An 18,829-nucleotide genomic window follows, 5' to 3' on the forward strand; every position below is an offset into this window, starting at 1 on the left:
GGCCCCTCAAGCCGCCTCGATGGCGGCTTCTTTTTATGCCGATGACCAGGTTGGCGCCCCGGCCTGCAGCGTCGGATCACGAAAGCATGAGAACCACGCGCCCCACAGGACGCTCGCCCTGTTCTGCAGTCCTTATCGCGGTCAGTGCTTCGCCAAAAGGCACCTGCTCACCGATACTTGGCCGCAACTTTCCGTCAGCGGCAGCCTTGGAAATTTCAGCTAGGTTCTTGAAGCCAGCCGTGGCGAAAACCATGGTATAGCGCCGAGAAATCAGCCCTCTGAAGATCCGTCCGGGTGTCGGGTTGATATCCAGAAAACACCCATGGGCGTTCAACAAAGCAACGCCCTCGGCAACCGGAAGGCTACCCAAGGTATCGAATACAGCATCGTATGGCCCATTCGCGACAAACGCCGCGCTATCCCCATACAGACAAACAGCCTTGAGGCCAAGCCCGCTGAACTGATCACGCGTACGCTCGCTACTCGCCACGACGACCTCAGCACCACGCGCCAACGCCAGTTGCATGGCCGAACGGCCTACCGCGCCACTGGCGCCGTGGATAAACACCCGAGAGCCCCTGCCCACCTTAGCCTTGTCGACAATAGCGGCCCAGGCCGTTGCCGACGGGATCGGCAGGCACGCAGCCTCGCTGAACGACAGCGCAGCGGGCTTGCGTGCGATCAAACGGGCATCGGCATCGACCCATTCGGCAAAGGCCCCCTGCCGCTTGATTTCAAGGGTGCCGAATACCTCATCCCCCACCCTGTAATCCTTGACCTGTGCGCCAACCGCCTCGACAACACCCGCAAAGTCCGAACCCATGCCTTGGGGAAACTTTCGCCCCGTCACAATACGCATGGCGCCGCGCCGGATTTTCCAGTCCAGTGGGTTCAACGCCGCCACTTTTACTCGAACCCTCACGCGCCCTGGCTCAAGAGCGGGTAAGGAATAGTTGCCGAAAGACATGTGCTCAGGGCCGCCGTAGCGCACAAACTGCACTCGTTTCATTGATGTCTCCATGGTGTTGGCCGTTAGAAGTGCCGCAGGTACCCAACTCAAGGCTCGGCGTTTCTCGCGTGAGTCACCGTGACTGCGTCACCGGATGAGGAACAACGTCGGCAGCGCCCAGAACGGTGATTTGAAGCTGTATAGCCCCGCCAGCGTCAGGCTGATCATGACGATGGCCAGTACCGGGCTGCTCACCAGGCCGGCACCGACCATGGCGGCGGTCGCAACCGCCAACGGGATCGCTGCGTGCAGCTTGCGTTCATTGTGACGGTCGGAGCTGCGCGACCAAGCAATCATCACAATGGTGGCGACGATGTACGGCACCATGGCGATCAGACCAATCTGTGTGTGGGTCAGCGATTCAGAGAAGCTCTTGATGATCTGTGGCATCCAGTAGCCGACACCGAGACTGCCACATTGGTAGACGAAGTAGATGAAGGAGAGATACAGCACCTTCGGGTTGGTCATGGCCTTCATCGCGCCGAAGTGTTGGACGTTCTTGCGCGCCTTGCGGTCGTTCTCCATCTCGTTGAGCAGCCAGGTGCGCTCCTCATCGGTTAGCCACTTGGCCTGTTCCGGCTTGTCGGTCAGATAGAAGTAGCAAACTACGCCGAGCAGCACCGCCGGGATCCCTTCGAGGAACAGCATCCAGCGCCAGCCGCTCCAGCCCATCCAATTGATGTTGTCCATAATCCACGTGCTCAGCGGCGCGCCGATGATGTACGACACCGGAATAGCGGCGGTGAACAACGCCACGGTGGTCGCCAGTTCCTTAGAGCGGAACCAATAGGTCAGGTAGACGATGATGCCGGGGAAGAAACCAGCCTCGGCCACGCCCAGTAAAAAGCGCAGCACATAAAGTTGGTTGGCGGTCTCGGCAAAGGCGGTCGCGGCGGCAATCGCACCCCAAGTAACCAAGATGCGGGCGATCCATACCCGGGCGCCGTAACGGTTAAGCAACACGTTGCTCGGTACCTCGAAGAGGAAGTAGCCGAGAAAGAAAATGCCGGAAATGAAGCCGAAGGCCTCAGCCGACAGCGCCAACTCGGCATTCATCTGCAGCGCGGCATAGCCGATGTTGGCACGATCCAGATAGGAAACGATGTAGAGCAGGAAAACGAAAGGAATGATGCGCAGAGTGACCTTGCGCACCACCGTCTTTTCAAAACGGCTGCTTGCTGTTGTTGTCATTGAGGGCCTCACAGGGCCGCGCGCGGGCGGCCAGTCTTGTTTTTATTGAGTCAATCTTCAGGCGGAAAAAACCATGCACACCGGACTTCCGCAGCGAACCGACGCCCCCGTGGCGTCGAGCACGCCACGCTGCGGATCGATGGCGAAGGTCACGATCGAATCGCTGTCCTCGTTCAGGGCAAACATGAAGCGACCATTGGGCGTGATCGCGAAGAAACGCGGCGTACGACCGCCGCTGGCAATGGTGTCGACAAAGCGCAGCAGGCCGCTTTGCGCATCGATGGCGAACACCGCAATGCTGTCGAAACCACGATTGGAGGCGTAGAGAAAGCGCCCGTCGGTTGTGACGGCGATTTCTGCGGCGCGGCTGTTGCCGGTGAAGCTCGACGGCAGCGTTGACAACACCTGCAACGGTTGCAGAGCGCCCATACTGGCGTCGTAGGCATAAGCGGTGACGGTCGAGTCCAGTTCGTTGACCGCATAAGCCCAACGCCCTGCGGGATGGAACGCTAAGTGGCGCGGGCCGGCGCCGTCTCGGGTGGCGACGAAAGCGGGTGTAGCAGGCACAAGACGACCGTTATCGAAGCGGAAGCTGAGAATTTTGTCCTGCCCCTTGTCCGGCACGATGACGAAACGCCCTGTTGGGTCGAAGGGGTTGTGGTGCGGCTTGGCGAATGGCTGCTCGACCCGATGTGGGCCAGGCTCACCCTCGACTGCCAACAACTGGGTCAACTCGCCCAGGCGGCCATCGGTCTGCACCGGCAGCACCGCCAGGCTGTGGCCTATATGGTTGGTCACCACCATGAAACGTCCACTGGGGTCGAGCGCCAGGTGCACCGGGTTCTGGCCCTGAGTGCTCTGCTGGTTGAGCAGACTCAGACGGCCGCTTTCACGGTCGACACTGAAGGCGCTGACCTCATGCTGATCGCCATGCACGCTGTAGAGAAAGCGGCCATCCTGACTTAGGGTTAGGAACGATGGATTGACCAGATCACCGAGTACCTGCACCCGTTCGAGAGTTCCGCTGTCCGGGTCGACCCTGAATACGCTGATGCCTTCCCCACGGGCATTGCGCTCCCGCGTGGTACGGCTGCCGACGTACGCGAACATGTGGCGTTCTCCTGAATAGTGAGGGCGTTGTGCGGCCTGCAGCGTGCCGGGCAGCAGACTGCCAAGCACGGAGGCGCTGGCCAGGCTGCCGGCCTGAATAAGCAGTTCGCGCCGCTTCGGATCGCCCGGCGGAGCATTGTGATCACGCACTCTTATTGTCCTTGGCATGCGCAGAAGGTCTGCTGACGAACACGTCACGACGGCACAGGAGTCGTGAGAAGCGCTCATGGTCTGAAGCGCGCTCGCCTGCGTTGTCTTTGCCTCATCCTAGGGAGCGGTCGAGGGGAGGAAAATTGATGTTTCGCCAAGTCAGCGTTCTCCTATGGAGAACGCTCGGAAACTCAATCCTGAACAGCGAGATGCTCGAACAACGTGCGAACGGTGGGCGTAAGCAGATCCATGCTGCGCACACCGATGACCAGCATGCGCCGAGCCCAGTTTTCCTCGAGGCGAATCATCTGCAGCTTCATCGGTCGCAGGTACTGGACGATCGCCGCCTTGGGCAGAATGGCAATGCCAACCCGTGCCGCTACCAGCCGACACATGCACTCGAAACTGCTGACCCGCACCCTCACCCGCATGCTCATGCCAGCTTCGGCCTGCCGCTGCGCAAACAGGCTATACAGTGAACTGTCCGGGTGCGGACCGATGAACTCATGTTCCAGCGCCTGCTGGAAAGACACCATGGCATGCCGACTCAACACATGCTCACGCGGCACCACGACCACCAGTTGATCCTGCCGGTAAGGTCGGGTTTCCAGACTGGTGTTACGCGTATGCTCAGCAAAGATGCCAAGATCGGCACGCCCCTCGATCACCGCCTGCACGACCGCCGAGCCCACCCGCTCCTCGATGTCGAAGTTGATCTGAGGGTAGCTATCGATGAAACGCTGTAGATCGCCGGGAAGAAACTGAGTAAGCGCCGAGGTGATGGCATGAATACGAATATGCCCTTTGACCCCCGCCGAATAGCTGCCCAGCTCCTCATCCATCTGCCCGAGCAGCAAACGCAGCTCACGCGCGTAGTGCAACACCGACTGCCCCGCCGGGGTCAGCTCGACGCCACGGGCATAGCGCAGTAGCAGCGACGAGCCGACCTGCTGCTCCAGCTCGGCGATACGCTTGCTCACTGCCGACACGGCCAGATGCAAGCGCTCGGCCGCGCGGGTCAGGTTGCGTTCCTCGGCAACTGCAGTGAAAACATCCAGGGTGATCAGGTCATAGCGCATCGATGATTCCACGGAGGCGAAGGCCTCCGAAAGTAAACGACGGGGCCCGTATCCCAAGCGAGAATCGAGAACGGCAGGAGTGCTTCGACACGGCTGCGCGGCATGCAGCACCCCGAGTTCCAACTGGAACGCCACAGTCTTTGCTCGCTTCGCTCACTGCCAGCGAGCGATGGCCTTGGCATTGGCCCTGCGCAGGATTGAATGCACTCCGAGTGCCCATTAAAGTGTCCGGCCTGACCGAGGCCACAGCCGCCATGAATACCGCACAGTTGATCATGCCCAAGATCGTCGAGTTGCTTGCCCGCCAGCAGGCCCCCATCGGCACGCACTTGGCAGCTCAAAAAATTGCCGATCACTTGAACGTGTCTCGCTCGCCCGTTAACGACGCCCTGCAACTGCTTTGCCAGACAGGCTTCGTCGTACGCCTGAAAAACCGAGGCTATTTCCTCGCTCAAGATCCCAGCACGCATAGCGCCACGGCTGTAGAACCGGCGCAAAGCGTGGTTGGCAAGACCTACTTCGCCATCGCGGATGACCTGCTGACAGGTAAGCTGCCCATGACCGTCTCCGAAGTGGCCCTTAAGGCACGCTACGAGCTGACAGGCACCCAGTTGCAGACCCTCCTGGCCCGCATCACGGCAGAAGGCTGGGTGACTCGAAAGCCGGGCTACGGCTGGGAGTTCTCCTCCATGCTGACGACCCCGGACAGCCTGCTGCAGTCCTATCGCATGCGGCTTGCTCTTGAGCCTGCCGCCTTGCTGGAACCGGGCTATCACTTGGCGCCGACCATCATCGAACGCTGCCGAGCCGTCGAACTGGAGCTGATCAATGGCGGCATAGAAACCGCCACCGCCGACCAGTTGCATGATCGCGGTGTACGCTTCCATGAAGCCCTGGTGGAGGCCTCCGGCAACCCCTTCTTCATCGACACCATCAAGCGAGTCAACAAGGTGCGCCGCCTGCTCTCATATCGCTCGATGAAAAACCGCACACGATACGTTGAGCACTGCGAGCAGCACCTGGAAATTCTTGATCTGCTGGAAAAGAAAAAGGCCCAGCAGGCATCCGCCGCCCTGCGCACCCACCTCCAGGCCACGCTGAGAAACCTCAGCGACATCAACGACATTCTCAAGCCAGAAAGCGCCTGACGGCTCAGCCGTTTGCCGGCGCGACCGAGGCACCCTGGATGCCGTGACGCGCCAGGGCCTCGGCAACGAAGCCCGATTCCTTCATCTCTTCGACGAACTGGGCAAGAAATCGCAGCGCCTCTTCACCCCGGCTGCGTGGCACGCCCATGGCCTGGCGAATGACCATGAACCGCCCAGGCAGCAGTCTCAGCCCCCCTATAAGCGCCGCATCTGCCTCCAGTTGTTGACGCACACCTGCAGCCACCTCGTGGCCATGAGCGAGGAAATGCTCCACCACCGCCGGCGAGGTCGGCGCCCTTTCGATAGTCGCCTGCTGCAACGCGCGGGTGAGGAACAGGTCGTAGGCGCTGCCCTTACCCACCGTGACCCGCGTGCCGGCGCCATCGACTTCGGCGTTGTCACGCAGCGGCGAATCCTCGCGCACCAGGTAACTGCCCTCGATCAACACGTAAGCGTCGGTGAAGGCGATGCGCTCGGCCCGCTTGGGATCGATGGCGAAAAAGCCGAAGTCGGCGCGCTCGTCCTCGACCGCCTCCACCGACTTGCCGGCGGCGTCCCACACCACCAACTCCAGCTCGACGCCGAGCTGCGCGGCCAGCGCACGGGCCAAATCAACCGATACGCCGCAGGGCTGACCGTTCTCATCGCGGCCGGCGAGGATCGGATTACCCAGATTGATCGAGGCGCGCAAACGGCCCTCGGGGGCGAAGGCATTCAACAGGAATTCAGACGGATTCATGAAAATTCTCCTGCAATCAGTTCGATAAAGGGGCGGCGCGAGCCGCCCCGAGGGCTGTCAGGCGGCAGGCGCTTGCCCGGCGTCGGCCAGGGTCTTGCGCAGGATGGTCGGAATCACCCCGCCCTGACGCAGCAACTCGACCTCCAGCTGAGTCTCCACCGCTGCAGTAGCCTGTAGTTCGATGCGCTCGCCATTGTGACGAATCAGGGTAACAGGCACCGGACAACGCGGCTGAATTTCGCAAGCCTGAATCTGCAGACGGTCACCGCTTTGCAGCTGCAGCGCATCCGGACCACTGCCAGCCGGCAGACGCAGCGGCAGCACGCCCATGCCGATCAGGTTGGAGCGGTGAATGCGCTCGAAACTCAGCGCCAGCACTGCGCGAATGCCCAGCAGACGCTGGCCCTTGGCCGCCCAGTCGCGCGACGAGCCGGTGCCATAACGCTCACCGGCCACCAGCACGATCGACTCGCCGTCGTCCTGATAGCGCTGCGCGGCTTCCCAGATCGGCAACAGCTGCCCGGACGGCGCGTGCACTGTATGCGCCACCGGCGCGCCGGGCGCCAGACGGTTGACCAGTGACTTGCTGTGGAAGGCCGCACGCAGCATCACTTCCCAATTGCCACGACGCGAGGCGAACACGTTGAGATCGTCACGGGCATCGCCGCGCTCGACGAGGAAATCCGCCACCAGGCTGTCCGCCGGAATCGCACTGGCCGGCGAGATGTGGTCGGTGGTGATGTCATCACCGAGCACCAGCAGCGGCGCTGCGGTGTAATTGCCGAGCAACGAGCCGTAACGCAGCGAGGCGAACGGCGGCCGACGCAGAATGGTCGAGGTCTCGCTCCAGGGAAATTGCGGCGTATTGCCGACAATCAGCTGTTGCCAGTACGGGTTGCCCTGCGCCTGCTCGAAGCAGCGCTTGAAGTCCAAGACATCCAGCGACTGCTGCAGCGCCTCGGCCACTTCGGCGTGGCTGGGCCACAGCTGGGCGAGGAACACCGGCTCACCGTCTGGAGTATGACTGACCGGCTCGCTGGCCAAATTGCGCATGGCGTCGCCGGCGAGGGCGTAGGCCACCACCAGCGGCGGCGACATGAGAAAGCCCAGGTCGAGATCCGGATGGATACGCCCGGTAAAGTTGCGGTTGCCGGACAGCATCGCCACCGGGTGAATGGCGCCCGCAGCTGCCTGCTCGACAATCACCACCGGTAGCCCCCCGGAGTTGCCGATGCAGGTGGTGCAGCCGTAGCCGACGATGTCGAAGCCGGTGGCAGCCAGATCGTCGAGGAAACCGCCGCGCTGCAAGTAGGCAGCCGCCGCCGGCGAACCGGGGCCCATCGAGGTCTTGACCCAGGCCGGCACCTGCAAGCCGAAGCTGCGCGCCTTGCGTGCCAGCAACGCAGCCATGATCAGCAGCGCCGGATCGGAGGTATTGGTGCAGCTGGTGATCGCCGCGATGGCCACCGGGTGCCTCGGCAGCGCCGAGTCGCCACACGGGCTGAAGCCGATCTTTTCCAGCGCGGCCGGAATCTCGCCATAGGCCAGCAGATCCTGCGGCCGACGCGGGCCGGCGGCATGCATCTGGATGCTGTCCAGATCGATCTGCAACACGCGGGTGTAGCGCGGCCGCGCCTGCGGGTTGAACCACAGGCCGGTGCGCTGCAGGTAGGTGCGCACGCGCTCGATGGCCTCTTCGCTGCGGCCGGTTTGGCGCAGGTAATCCAGGGTCTGCTCATCTACCGGGAAATACCCGGTGGTGGCGCCGTACTCCGGCGCCATATTGGCCACCACCGCGCGTTCGCCGGCAGTGAGGGTCGCCACGCCGGGGCCGAAGTATTCGACGAACTCGCCCGACACACCGATGCCACGCAGCAGATGGGTCGCGGTCAGTGCCAGGTCGGTAGCCAGCACCCCCGGACGCAGCCGGCCGGTCAGCTCGACGCCAATCACGTCCGGCACGCGCAGCATGGTCGGCATGCCGAACATCACCGTCTGCGCCTCCAGGCCGCCAACGCCCCAACCCAGTACGCCGATGCCATTGATCATCGGCGTGTGGCTGTCGGTGCCGATCATCATGTCCGGCATCAGCCAGGTCTCGCCATCCTCACCACGCGCTTGCGTGACCACCGTGGCCAGCTGCTCGAGGTTGATGGTGTGCATGATGCCGGTGCCGGGCGGGTTGATCCGCACGCCATCGAGCGCCTGCGAGGCCCAGCGCAGAAACTGGTAGCGCTCACGGTTGCGGCGAATCTCGTGGGCCATGTTGAGGTCCGCCGCATCGCCGCGGGCATAGGCCTCCACTGCCAGGGAATGGTCGACCGAGACATCCACCGGCAGCACCGGATTGAGCAAGCGCGGATCGGCGCCCGCCTCGGCCAGTTCATCGCGCATGGCCGCGATATCCACCAGTGCCGGGGTGCTGGTGGTGTCGTGCATTAGCACCCGCGCAGGGCGAAATGCGATCTCGTCCTCGCTGGTGCCTGTGCCCAGCCAGTCGAAGATCGCGCTCACCGCCGCGTCACGCTCCTCCCCTGCCATGTTGCGCAGCACGTTTTCCAGCATCAGGCGCAGCACCACCGGCAATTGCTCCAGGCAATCCCCGGCAATGGCGGGTAGATCGACGAAGCGGTAACGCTCATTGCCGATGGACAAATATTCACATGGATAGGTTTTTGTGTTTTTCATGGATATCCAAATTACATTTTTCATGCTAAAAATGTAATCTTATTGAGATCGGAGGCGTAGAGCAATGGCCCGCCGTCGATCTCGATATGTGACGACTCAGTGAAAGACACGCTGACGAGGCAAGGACGTAACTGCCATCACGATCACCCAGGCATCAGGCGATCGGTAACGGCAGGCGCGCCACCAGACCAGCGCCCAACAATAAAGATCCCACTGGAGAACACCCATGCAGAAATCACTGCGAGCAGTCCTGCTTACCGCCTCCTGCCTGATGACAAGTCATGCCCTGGCCGATGAACCGCGCAGACCGGAATGCATTGCACCAGCAGCCCCCGGAGGCGGCTTCGACCTCACATGCAAACTGGCGCAAAGCGCCCTGCTCGACGCCAAGCTACTGTCGTCACCAATGCGCGTGACTTATATGCCAGGTGGTGGTGGCGCGGTCGCCTATAACGCGGTGGCCAGTAATCGCAATGCAGAACCCGGGACCATCACTGCATTTTCCAGCGGAACGCTTCTGAGCATGTCCCAGGGGAAATATGGGCGATTCGATGAAACGGCCGTCAGATGGCTGGTAGGCCTCGGGAAAACCTACGGTGCGCTTGCCGTACGCAGTGACTCTCCCCTGAAAAGCCTCGATGACCTGATCAACGCGCTAAAGAACGACCCAGGCAAAGTAGTCATTGGCACGAGTGGCAGCGTTGGTGGCCAGGATTGGATGCAAACTGCATTGATCGCACGAGCGGCAGGTGTCGAACCCGGCAAGCTGCGCAATGTGGCAATGGAAGGCGGCGGTGAGTTGGCCACGGCACTGCTGGGAGGCCATATCCAAGTGGCCAGCACCGACATAGCCGATTCGGTCCCTCATATTGAGAGTGGCGACATGCGCATCCTCGCGGTGCTCTCCGATGAACGCCTGCCAGGCGATGTGGTGTCCGGCATTCCCACTGCCAAGGAACAGGGCTATGACGTTACATGGCCAGTGGTTCGCGGTTTCTACGTAGGCCCCAACGTCAGCGAGGAAGCCTATGCGTGGTGGAAGAACGCCTTCGACAAGCTGCTGGCCTCCGAAGACTTCGCGAAGCTACGCGAGCAGCGCCAACTCTATCCGTTCGCCATGACTGGCGACGAGCTGAATAGCCTCGTCAAGCAACAGACGGCTCAGTATCGAGAACTCGCCAAGGAGTTCGGCCTAGTTCAGTAAGCCCCTGACAACAGGGTGAATCTACTACATCGGGGCAGGCGTCACTGCCTGCCCCCGCACTACACGAGAGCAAGGTCATGTCTCAACGCATTTTTGGTGCGGTACTGGTGCTCGCCTGTCTGGGACTAATCAGTGTCGCCTGGAGCTATCACGCCCCCTACTCTTACGAACCCGTCGGCCCCAAAGCCTATCCCATCCTACTGCTCACTCTGATCGCTCTAGGCGCTTTACACCTGTTGCTCAAGTCAACAGTTGCCAACAGGCCTGAGCCACCAATGGACAAAAAGGCCATATTCAAAGTCGCCACCTGTATCGCTCTGTTCACTCTCTATGCCACAGCATTTGAATTGCTCGGCTTCATCCCAAGCAGCATTGTGTTCGCCATCGTCATGGCCCGTCTGTATGCGGGCAGTTGGGCTATTAGCGTGGTCTCAGGCCCTGCTTTGGCGATCACACTCTATTTTTTGTTCGACCGAGTGCTCGATGTACCACTGCCGCTAGGCATGCTTTCCTCCCTGGAGTTTTGAGTCATGGATACCCTGAGTTACCTAGGGCAAGGCTTCGGTGTCGCCCTTAGCCCTTACAACCTAGCGACAGCCCTGTGCGGAACCTTCATCGGAACTGTAGTAGGTCTGCTACCGGGGCTTGGCCCTATCAACGGAGTGGCGTTATTGATACCAATCGCCTTCGCGCTCGGTCTCCCCCCCGAAACAGCCCTGATTTTGTTGGCAGCAGTCTATCTCGGTTGCGAGTATGGAGGACGTATTTCGTCGATCTTGCTAAACATTCCCGGTGACGCGGCCGCAGTAATGACCACTCTCGATGGATATCCTCTCGCACGCCAGGGTAAGGCTGGCATCGCATTGTCTATATCGGCTTGGGCTTCTTTCGCTGGAGGGTTGATAGCGACCTGTGGGGTAGTGATTTTTGCCCCCCTGTTAGCCTCATGGGCCGTGGCCTTCGGCCCCGCTGAATACTTCGTACTCATGGTGTTCGCTATCGTTTGCATGGCTGGAATGGCTGGTGACAAACCACTAAAAACAGGTATCGCAGCCTGTCTTGGTTTATTCCTTTCTTGTATTGGGATCGACGCAAATACTGGCGTCTACCGGTTCACTTTCGGCAGCCTCGGTTTAGCCGACGGTATCCAGTTCGTTGTATTGGTGCTTGGCTTGTTTTCAGTGAGCGAAATTCTCGTGCTACTGGAGCGCACTCACCATGGACAAAAAGCCTTAAAAGCAAGCGGGCGTATGCTTTTCAATTTCAAGGAAGGAGCCTCTGTGCTAGGCACTAACCTGCGCAGCGGTTCACTTGGTTTCATCTTTGGCATTCTTCCTGGCGCAGGGGCAACACTGGCCAGTGCTGTTGCCTACATGTCGGAAAAACGCCTAGCAGGCAAAGGCAACACATTTGGTAACGGCGACCTTCGCGGCTTGGCCGCACCAGAGGCAGCTAACAGCGCTTCGGCCTGTGGATCAATGGTTCCAATGTTGACCCTTGGTGTTCCTGGCTCCGGCACCACAGCCGTCATGCTCGGAGCGCTGACCCTCTATAACATCGCACCAGGACCACTGTTGTTCAAAAACCAGCCTGAGATTGTCTGGGGACTGATCGCTTCCCTGTTTGTCGCCAACGTTATGCTGATTGTGATGAATGTGCCGTTGATAAAGGTGTTCACCAAGATCCTTGCAGTCCCCTATTGGGCGCTCGTACCAGCAATCGCCATCATTACATCGATCGGCGTGTATGCAGTGCATGCAACCACCTTCGACCTGTTCCTAATGATCGCCATTGGCGTCTCCGGCTATCTGTTACGCAAGCTAGACGTTCCTTTATCAGGAGTTCTGCTGGGCTTCATACTCGGCGGACTGATGGAGCAAAACCTGCGTCGTGCCCTGTCAATATCTGACGGAGAGCTTGGCATCCTCTTCTCCAGCCCAATTACTTGGGTAGTCTGGGCACTAATAGCCGTTATGATCGCTCTACCGCTTTATCGAGGTTGGCGCGCCCGTAGCGCTCATCGCGAGCGACTGACCTAGGCCAATGCATGAGGGCTGGAGGCTCTACATTGTAGTTGTCAACCGATCCCGGACAGTGGGTTGAGTTTTTCTTCGGCCACGGCGGGCGGTAGCCCGCCGTTGTACTGATGCGGCCTGATCCAGTTGTAGCGGTGCATCAGGTAATGAGTGATGTCCCGCTGCGCCTCCTGCGCCGCCAGGTAGCCCGTCAACGGGATCCACTCTGACTTCAAGCTGCAGAACAGGCGCTCCATTGGCGAATTGTCCCAACAATTCCCCCGACGGATCATGCTCTGCTGCATCCGGTAGCGCCAGAGTCGTTGACGGAACAGGCGACTGGCGTACTGGGCTGCCCTGATCCGAATGAAACAGCACCTGCTGTGGCTTGCCGCGCTGTTCGTAGGCCATGTCCAGTGCCTTGATCACCAGGTCAGCACCTGGCTTGGCCGAGAACGCCCAGCCGATCACCCGCCGTGTGTGCAGATCCAGCACCTCGGCCAGGTAATGCCAGCGACCTTGCGCCCAGACATAGGTGATGTCGCCACACCACACCTGGTTGGCGCGCTGGACAGTGAACTCGCGGTTCAGCCGGTTCGGGATATCCGGGCGCTCTACCGTGGCCTGCTTGTAGGCGTGCGCCCCCGGCTGCTTGCTGACCAGCCCCAACTCTCGCATCAACCGACGCACACGGAAACGACCGATTGTCACGCCGTCTTCGCGCAGCATGCCGAGGATGCTGCGGCTGCCGGCCGAGCCTCAACTCTGGCTGAACAACTGATTGACCTGGCTGCGTAGCGCAACGCGGCGAGCATCAACATGGCCTCATCGAAGACGGTGGGCGTAGTAGCAAGACCGCGCCACATCGAAGGCTGAACAGACCACTTCCACTGGCTCCTGCTCACTTAACTGGATTATCAGCACGTACGATCGAGTTCGTCCGACATCAAGAGAGCGGTAGCCATTTTTAATATCTCTTTCTCCCGCTCCAGCCAATTGATCCGGGCTTCCAGCTCCTGGAGCTTCTGCTGCTCGGGCGTCAGCGCCTTGCTCTTAGGGGGCACGCCTTGGCGTTCCGCCTCGAGCTGCTTCCCTCAACGGCGCAATGCCGAATCCACCACTCCCAGTGAGCGGCAGGCCTCGATATGGCTGTAACCCTGGTCCAACACCAAGGCAGCAGCCTCTCGCTTGAATTCGGCGGAAAACGTACGTCGTTGCTCGCTCATCAGACACCTCTCTAACGGCGAGGATTTTCGCCTAAATCGGTGTCCGGGGTTAGTAGACAACTACAGTGAGTCTGTAAGTACAAACATTGTCTTCATTCCGAAGAGGCGCAAGAAGGACATCTTCGGGGCGATCCGGAAGCACCTGGGTGAGGTGTTGCATGAGTTGGCGAAGCAGCGGGAATGTCGGATCGTGGAAGGCCATTTGATGCCAGACCATGTCCACATGTGCATCACGTATTCCGCCCAAGCACTCGGTGTCGTATGTGGTTGGTTACATCAAGGGAAAGAGTGCGATCTCGATAGCCCGGCGCTTCATCGGCAAGACGAAGAATTTCACCGGTGAAAATTTCTGGGCCAGAGGATACTTCGCCTCAACGGTTGGGCTGGATGAGGAAATGGGGCGTGCTTACATCCGAAATCAGGAAAAGGAAGATGAGCACTATAATCAGCTTAAATTCGGCAAGTAACGCCAGCCGTCTTCAGGCGGCCCACTACTTGCCCCTTTGAGGGGCTAACAGATTAAAGCCCCCGGCTTTGCCGGAGTATACTTACTAATCGCCAGCATTGGATACAACGAAACTCCAGCCCCCCCCAAATGCTACCTCTACTACCAATCAATAAGCAGTAGCCACTTTCACGAACTCCGCCTTGCCATCAGCCATGACGAAGCGGACAGGAGCAACAGAACAACTGCACCATAATAGTAAGTGGCCTCAGAAAGGCCTATTAACTGAATCAACCCACCTACGGCTATTGACGGGACAATCAGAGACATCTGGCTCACAACGTAATAAGATGATATCAAGCTAGCACGCTCTGTTGGCAATGCCAGCGGCAGCAAGCTTCGCGTAAAACTAATAAAACTTGCCCCTGCGCCAAATCCTGCAATGATCGTAGCCAAATAAAACGCCAACGTCAGCCCGGAGTAGACACCAAACAGGACCCCCAAGACACCGACTGCCAACAATTTACTACCTAACCGAAGAGAGAACTCTGCAGGACGATGCCTGAGCAGCAGAACAGAAAGCGCACCACAGATACTCATAAGCCCAACAACTGTTCCGCCGGTCAGCGCATGATTTGAAGCAGTGGCTACACGAACCAGAGAGGGGGCCAGAGATAAAAAGAATCCATTCAACGACCAAACAGCAGTGTTCATCGGCATGATAGCCAGGAACATGGTCCTGGCCGATGTCGGCACGCCCAGAGATGGCCTTAGAGACTTCAGCCCCCCTACGCGCCTGGTTACCGGCTCATCAAGAAACCAAACTATTACAAGTTGCAGGACTAAACCTGCCAACAATATAGCGAAAATCAGTTTAAGAGGCGACGCACCTAAGTCGACGATTAGACTTGAAATCATAACGCCACAGCCTGTACCGACCAGCGGCACAACGCTGTTCGAGATGGGGGCACTTTTCGTATCGATATCCATGAGGAACGCGCCCAGCACCGTGGCAGCCATGCCTGTAGCAGCTCCTTGTATGAATCTGGCCAGCAGCAAGTCGGTCACATCTCCGGCATGAATGAACATCGCCATGGATACAGCCTCAAGTACCATGGCCACTGCCATCACAGGTCTTCTCCCTAAGTAGTCAGATAGAGAACCTATGACCAGCAAGGCGGATAGCATGCCGACTGCGTATATCGAAAATATGGCTGTAAGCGTGATAGAGGTAAACCCCCACTCATGCTGATACAACTGATAGAGAGGTGACGGCGCACTTGATGCCATGAAAAAAGTCCAAAGCACCAGCGACACAAAAGCATAGGAAAGCTTTGGTTTTCGAATAACCCGAATCGGATCTGAAGACATAAAAGGACTAACAGTTGATAACCGCGACATGGAGACGCAAAAAAACAGTGCCTAATGGTAATCAGGCACTGCAAATGCCCCAAAGGAGGACTCTATGGATACAGAAGGCAACACTAGTTCATGAAGGATGGATCCTTTTTTATCAGCTTACGCAGTAAGCCGGCCCACGGATCAGTAGTGCCATCCCCCTCCTGAACCCTACTCACCTCATGTTTAAAGCTATTGAGCATTTCTTGTGAGAATTTAATCAATTCTCCGTGTCGCGCGCACTGTGCCATCATCTGTACGCGGCAGGCTTTCCAAATATTGTAGTGCCGCATGAATGCATGCCCAGCTTCCACGCCCAGAGTCAAAAGACCATGATTTTGCAGCAGGGCCGCATTATTAGTAGCACCGAGACTCTGCTGCAAGCCAGGCATTTTCTCTTCATATGTTTCCACACCGTCGTATGCATGGTAGGCAAGGCCATCCGCCCAGGCGAATGCCGCGGATTGAGATATGGGGAGCAACCCCTCGGAATTGCAGGCAACAGCAGCAATGATGTCATCGTGCGTGTGAATTACGTAATTTGCATCTTCACGTACTTCGTGCACTGCTTTCATCGGGTACCAAGTAGACTTAACGATTCCAAATGGGGAATCTGAAATCACTTCACCCTCTATATTGATTTTCACCAGACTGGAAGCAGTGACTTCTTCGAAGAGCGGACCGTTTGGTACAAATAGATAACCATCGCCAACACGGGCGGAGACCAGTTGCATGGACAAGTCATCCCACCCCATCATTGGGATAAGACGAAAGATGGCGGCTGTATTAACTCGAACCCTCCACTCTTCGTCAGATACCTTGCCTTCTAGAGAAGGGTATGCGACTTCTCCAATTCTTAACGTAGTCATGAATAATCCTCTTACTTAACTAATCTAGCGGTCATTATTTATTAGACTTCAATCACGCCAGGCATAGACGGACTCCACTCAGCAGAGGCGGCCTTCATTTGACTAAAGGCATCTCGCAGAGCTGGCGAGTCTTCGATCAACTCCATAACTGTTCCACCATGGTCGTCGGTGCCAAACAGGACGGTTTCAACACCTGTTGTCGATACCATGCGATGGATCTGAGTGAAGCCTTGGGCCTCAAGTCGCTCAGTATCGCCAGCGATATTCTGGGAAAGGATTCCAAGATGCTGCTGCCCGGTGCCGTGTTTCTTCAGGAATTCACGAAAGGATGAGGGCGCGTCATTAAGCTGCTGCACCAGCTCAATTTGAATGTTCCCCATATATCCAAATGCAGCAGCGATTTCACAATCGGTGGGCTCACCACGATAGGTCTGCTCAAGATATTCCAGCCGGCGAACGGCAAAGAATGGCCCCGCCCCGAGGCTGTTCCACTGAGCCATGGCCTCATCAAGATCTGCGACCACGTAGGCAATCTGTACGATCTCTCCAACTGACGTAAACATTTTTCGACCTCATTAACTGACTTACGTCAGATTTATCACAGTATTCCACATCACTCAAGAAAAAAACCTCGACGACGGTCGCATTCATATTTTTTGGGGATTTTTTGAGAAGAAAAAGCCTTGCCTGTCGAGATCGCCCCATTTCTGGCTCATCCAACAGATCCAAAAACTTGACTAACGTCATGTTATGAGGGCAGCCTACCCATACGCCCTCCCCTCCTTGAAGGCTTCCGCCTCTGGAGTCACGGCGTCTAACCGGCATCCTTCAAACAAATAAGCAGCCCAACATGTCTGTGCGGCCGCATAACAGACAGGAGAACCTGCATGCCTCATCAGAGCGCAGCACAACAATCAATGTATGACTATGTCATCGTCGGAGCGGGGACTGCAGGCTGCGTCCTGGCAAACAAGCTGTCCGAAAACCCCAATCACCGAGTTCTCCTTCTCGAGGCCGGAGGCTGGGACAGCGACCCCCTCATCGACCTTCCCGCAGGACTGCAGATCATGGCAGCGAAGGGCATGTATCGATGGAACGATCATTCGGAGCCAGACCCAGGGCTGAACGGGCGCCGCAACTACATCCCACATGGAAGGGTTATCGGTGGCGGCTCGTCAGTGAATTACATGGCCCATACCCGCTGCCATCCCAATGACTACGATCGCTGGAGTGAAGGCGGAGCGCAGGGATGGAGCTGGAAAGACGTTCAACCTATCTTCGATCAAATCGAGAGCTGGAACGGCAGCCCCTCCAAACTCCGCGGGAAGGAGGGGCCCGTCGGAGCCATTCGCGGCAGCTTGCAGGAAGACCCTGCCAATGCATCTTGGATTGAGGCATGCCGCAGCCTGGGACACCCCCTGACCCACGACCACAATGGCGAGCGCCCTGAAGGAGTTGGTCCGCTGCAATACACCATCAAGAAGGGCAGTCGGTGCTCCTCTGCCAAAGCATTTCTGCACCCAGTCCTCGACCGCCATAACCTGACGGTACATACCGGCAGTTTTGTTACCAAGGCGCTGATGGACGGAGAACGTTGCATCGGCGTCGAATACACAGCAGAGCAAACAACCTGGGTGGCGCACTCCAATCATACAGTCCTGGCTCTCGGTGCCATCAATACGCCTCATCTGCTTATGTTATCGGGGATCGGTCCTGCCGATCACCTGGCAGTCCATGGCATTGATACCGTGGTTGATCTCCCTGTCGGCCAGCACCTACAAGACCACCTCGCCTTTTCGATGATGTTTGGGCGCGCCAATAACAGCCCACTGCACCACTCACTACGAATGGATCGCGCAGCCATAAACATGGCCAAGGCAAGACTCTACCACTCCGGCCCCCTGACCGAACTACCCGGCGTACTACTTGCCTTCTTGAGAACCCAGACAGGGCTCGCACAACCCGACCTGCAAATTTACTTGAACATCCCGCCACCCGAGGCTGACGCCTGGTTCCCTCTTATCAAAAAGCCCTATCAGGACTGCCTGCATGCCAAAGTGCAGCTTCTTGCGTCAAAGAGCCGAGGTGAAATCCGTCTTGCCAGCAAAAATCCAAATGATCGGCCCAAGGTCTACTACAACTCCCTGAGCCACCCGGAAGACCTAGAGATTTTGCGACGTGGCTATAAGACCGCCTGGGAAATACTCACCTCAGAGCAGCTATCGCCTTATCGAACATCATTGGTTTGCCCGTCGGCAACACTGAATAGCGATACAGAAATAGATGCGTTCATTCGCGACAATGCCTACCAACAATTCCACCCGGCAGGAACCTGCCGGATGGGAAATGACGAGAGCTGCGTACTTACTCCGCAACTAAACGTAAGGGGAGTCGAGGGCCTGAGCGTCGCGGACGCCTCAGTCATGCCAAATCTCGTCTCTGGCAATCCCAACATCCCGATCATGATGATTGCGACCAAAGCGGCAGAGTACCTGACCAGCTAAACGCTTAGACAACAAAGCAATCGATCATCCAACACTGTAATTAGTGACCAGGTA

The 18,829-nt window shown here is 58.1% G+C and carries 14 protein-coding genes and 2 pseudogenes; 6 read left to right on the plus strand and 10 right to left on the minus strand.

What is annotated here, in order from left to right:
- Positions 1-76: 76 nt before the first annotated feature.
- The 4 genes from VC352_RS20880 to VC352_RS20895 form a co-directional block, all read right to left on the minus strand.
- Positions 77-1,009: an NAD(P)-dependent alcohol dehydrogenase gene (locus tag VC352_RS20880; RefSeq protein ID WP_322981427.1), complete on the minus strand. Its 933-nt coding sequence runs from the start codon at positions 1,007-1,009 to the stop codon at positions 77-79.
- A gap of 87 nt (positions 1,010-1,096) precedes the next feature.
- A complete protein-coding gene (locus tag VC352_RS20885) occupies positions 1,097-2,164 on the minus strand; it encodes an MFS transporter (RefSeq protein WP_322981428.1) in 1,068 nt (355 codons plus the stop codon).
- A gap of 93 nt (positions 2,165-2,257) precedes the next feature.
- The gene (locus VC352_RS20890) at positions 2,258-3,310 is read right to left on the minus strand and encodes a lactonase family protein (RefSeq protein ID WP_322981503.1); all 1,053 of its coding nucleotides are present in this window, start codon (positions 3,308-3,310) and stop codon (positions 2,258-2,260) included.
- A 341-nt stretch (positions 3,311-3,651) separates the two neighbouring features.
- The gene (locus VC352_RS20895) at positions 3,652-4,539 is read right to left on the minus strand and encodes a LysR family transcriptional regulator (RefSeq protein WP_322981429.1); all 888 of its coding nucleotides are present in this window, start codon (positions 4,537-4,539) and stop codon (positions 3,652-3,654) included.
- 224 nt (positions 4,540-4,763) lie between these two features.
- Between VC352_RS20895 and VC352_RS20900 the strand changes: the two genes are divergently transcribed.
- Positions 4,764-5,687, plus strand: a complete 924-nt coding sequence (locus VC352_RS20900) for a GntR family transcriptional regulator (RefSeq protein WP_322981430.1) — start codon at positions 4,764-4,766, stop codon at positions 5,685-5,687.
- A gap of 4 nt (positions 5,688-5,691) precedes the next feature.
- Here the strand turns inward: VC352_RS20900 and VC352_RS20905 are convergent, their stop codons facing one another.
- Complete coding sequence (locus tag VC352_RS20905) at positions 5,692-6,426, minus strand: ABC transporter substrate-binding protein (RefSeq protein WP_322981431.1); 735 nt, start codon at positions 6,424-6,426, stop codon at positions 5,692-5,694.
- 57 nt (positions 6,427-6,483) lie between these two features.
- On the minus strand, positions 6,484-9,114 hold the full coding sequence (gene acnA, locus VC352_RS20910) for an aconitate hydratase AcnA (RefSeq protein WP_322981432.1): 2,631 nt from the start codon (positions 9,112-9,114) through the stop codon (positions 6,484-6,486).
- Between the two features lie 226 nt (positions 9,115-9,340).
- Here acnA and VC352_RS20915 point away from each other — a divergent pair, with 226 nt between their 5' ends.
- The 3 genes from VC352_RS20915 (at position 9,341) to VC352_RS20925 (ending at position 12,357) form a co-directional block, all read left to right on the plus strand.
- Complete coding sequence (locus VC352_RS20915) at positions 9,341-10,318, plus strand: tripartite tricarboxylate transporter substrate binding protein (RefSeq protein WP_322981433.1); 978 nt, start codon at positions 9,341-9,343, stop codon at positions 10,316-10,318.
- A gap of 77 nt (positions 10,319-10,395) precedes the next feature.
- Positions 10,396-10,845 (plus strand): tripartite tricarboxylate transporter TctB family protein, encoded by a 450-nt coding sequence (locus VC352_RS20920; RefSeq protein WP_322981434.1) that lies wholly within the window; start codon positions 10,396-10,398, stop codon positions 10,843-10,845.
- 3 nt (positions 10,846-10,848) lie between these two features.
- Positions 10,849-12,357 (plus strand): tripartite tricarboxylate transporter permease, encoded by a 1,509-nt coding sequence (locus tag VC352_RS20925; protein ID WP_322981435.1) that lies wholly within the window; start codon positions 10,849-10,851, stop codon positions 12,355-12,357.
- Between the two features lie 38 nt (positions 12,358-12,395).
- Here VC352_RS20925 and VC352_RS20930 read toward each other — a convergent pair.
- Positions 12,396-13,559, minus strand: a pseudogene (locus VC352_RS20930) (IS3 family transposase).
- An 85-nt stretch (positions 13,560-13,644) separates the two neighbouring features.
- Here VC352_RS20930 and tnpA point away from each other — a divergent pair.
- A pseudogene (gene tnpA, locus VC352_RS20935) lies at positions 13,645-14,026 on the plus strand (IS200/IS605 family transposase).
- 167 nt (positions 14,027-14,193) lie between these two features.
- Here tnpA and VC352_RS20940 read toward each other — a convergent pair.
- The 3 genes from VC352_RS20940 to VC352_RS20950 form a co-directional block, all read right to left on the minus strand.
- Positions 14,194-15,405, minus strand: coding sequence for an MFS transporter (locus tag VC352_RS20940; RefSeq protein WP_322981436.1), 1,212 nt, complete (start codon positions 15,403-15,405; stop codon positions 14,194-14,196).
- A gap of 83 nt (positions 15,406-15,488) precedes the next feature.
- Entirely contained in the window at positions 15,489-16,271 is a 783-nt protein-coding gene (locus VC352_RS20945) for a class II aldolase/adducin family protein (protein WP_322981437.1), read from the minus strand.
- A 41-nt stretch (positions 16,272-16,312) separates the two neighbouring features.
- Positions 16,313-16,834 (minus strand): VOC family protein, encoded by a 522-nt coding sequence (locus tag VC352_RS20950; RefSeq protein WP_322981438.1) that lies wholly within the window; start codon positions 16,832-16,834, stop codon positions 16,313-16,315.
- Positions 16,835-17,158: 324 nt separating this feature from the next.
- On the opposite strand from VC352_RS20950, the gene VC352_RS20955 reads away from it, so the two are divergent.
- Entirely contained in the window at positions 17,159-18,775 is a 1,617-nt protein-coding gene (locus VC352_RS20955) for a GMC family oxidoreductase (RefSeq protein WP_322981439.1), read from the plus strand.
- Positions 18,776-18,829: the final 54 nt, after the last annotated feature.

Source organism: Pseudomonas sp. C11 (assembly GCF_034683865.1).
Lineage (GTDB): Bacteria > Pseudomonadota > Gammaproteobacteria > Pseudomonadales > Pseudomonadaceae > Aquipseudomonas.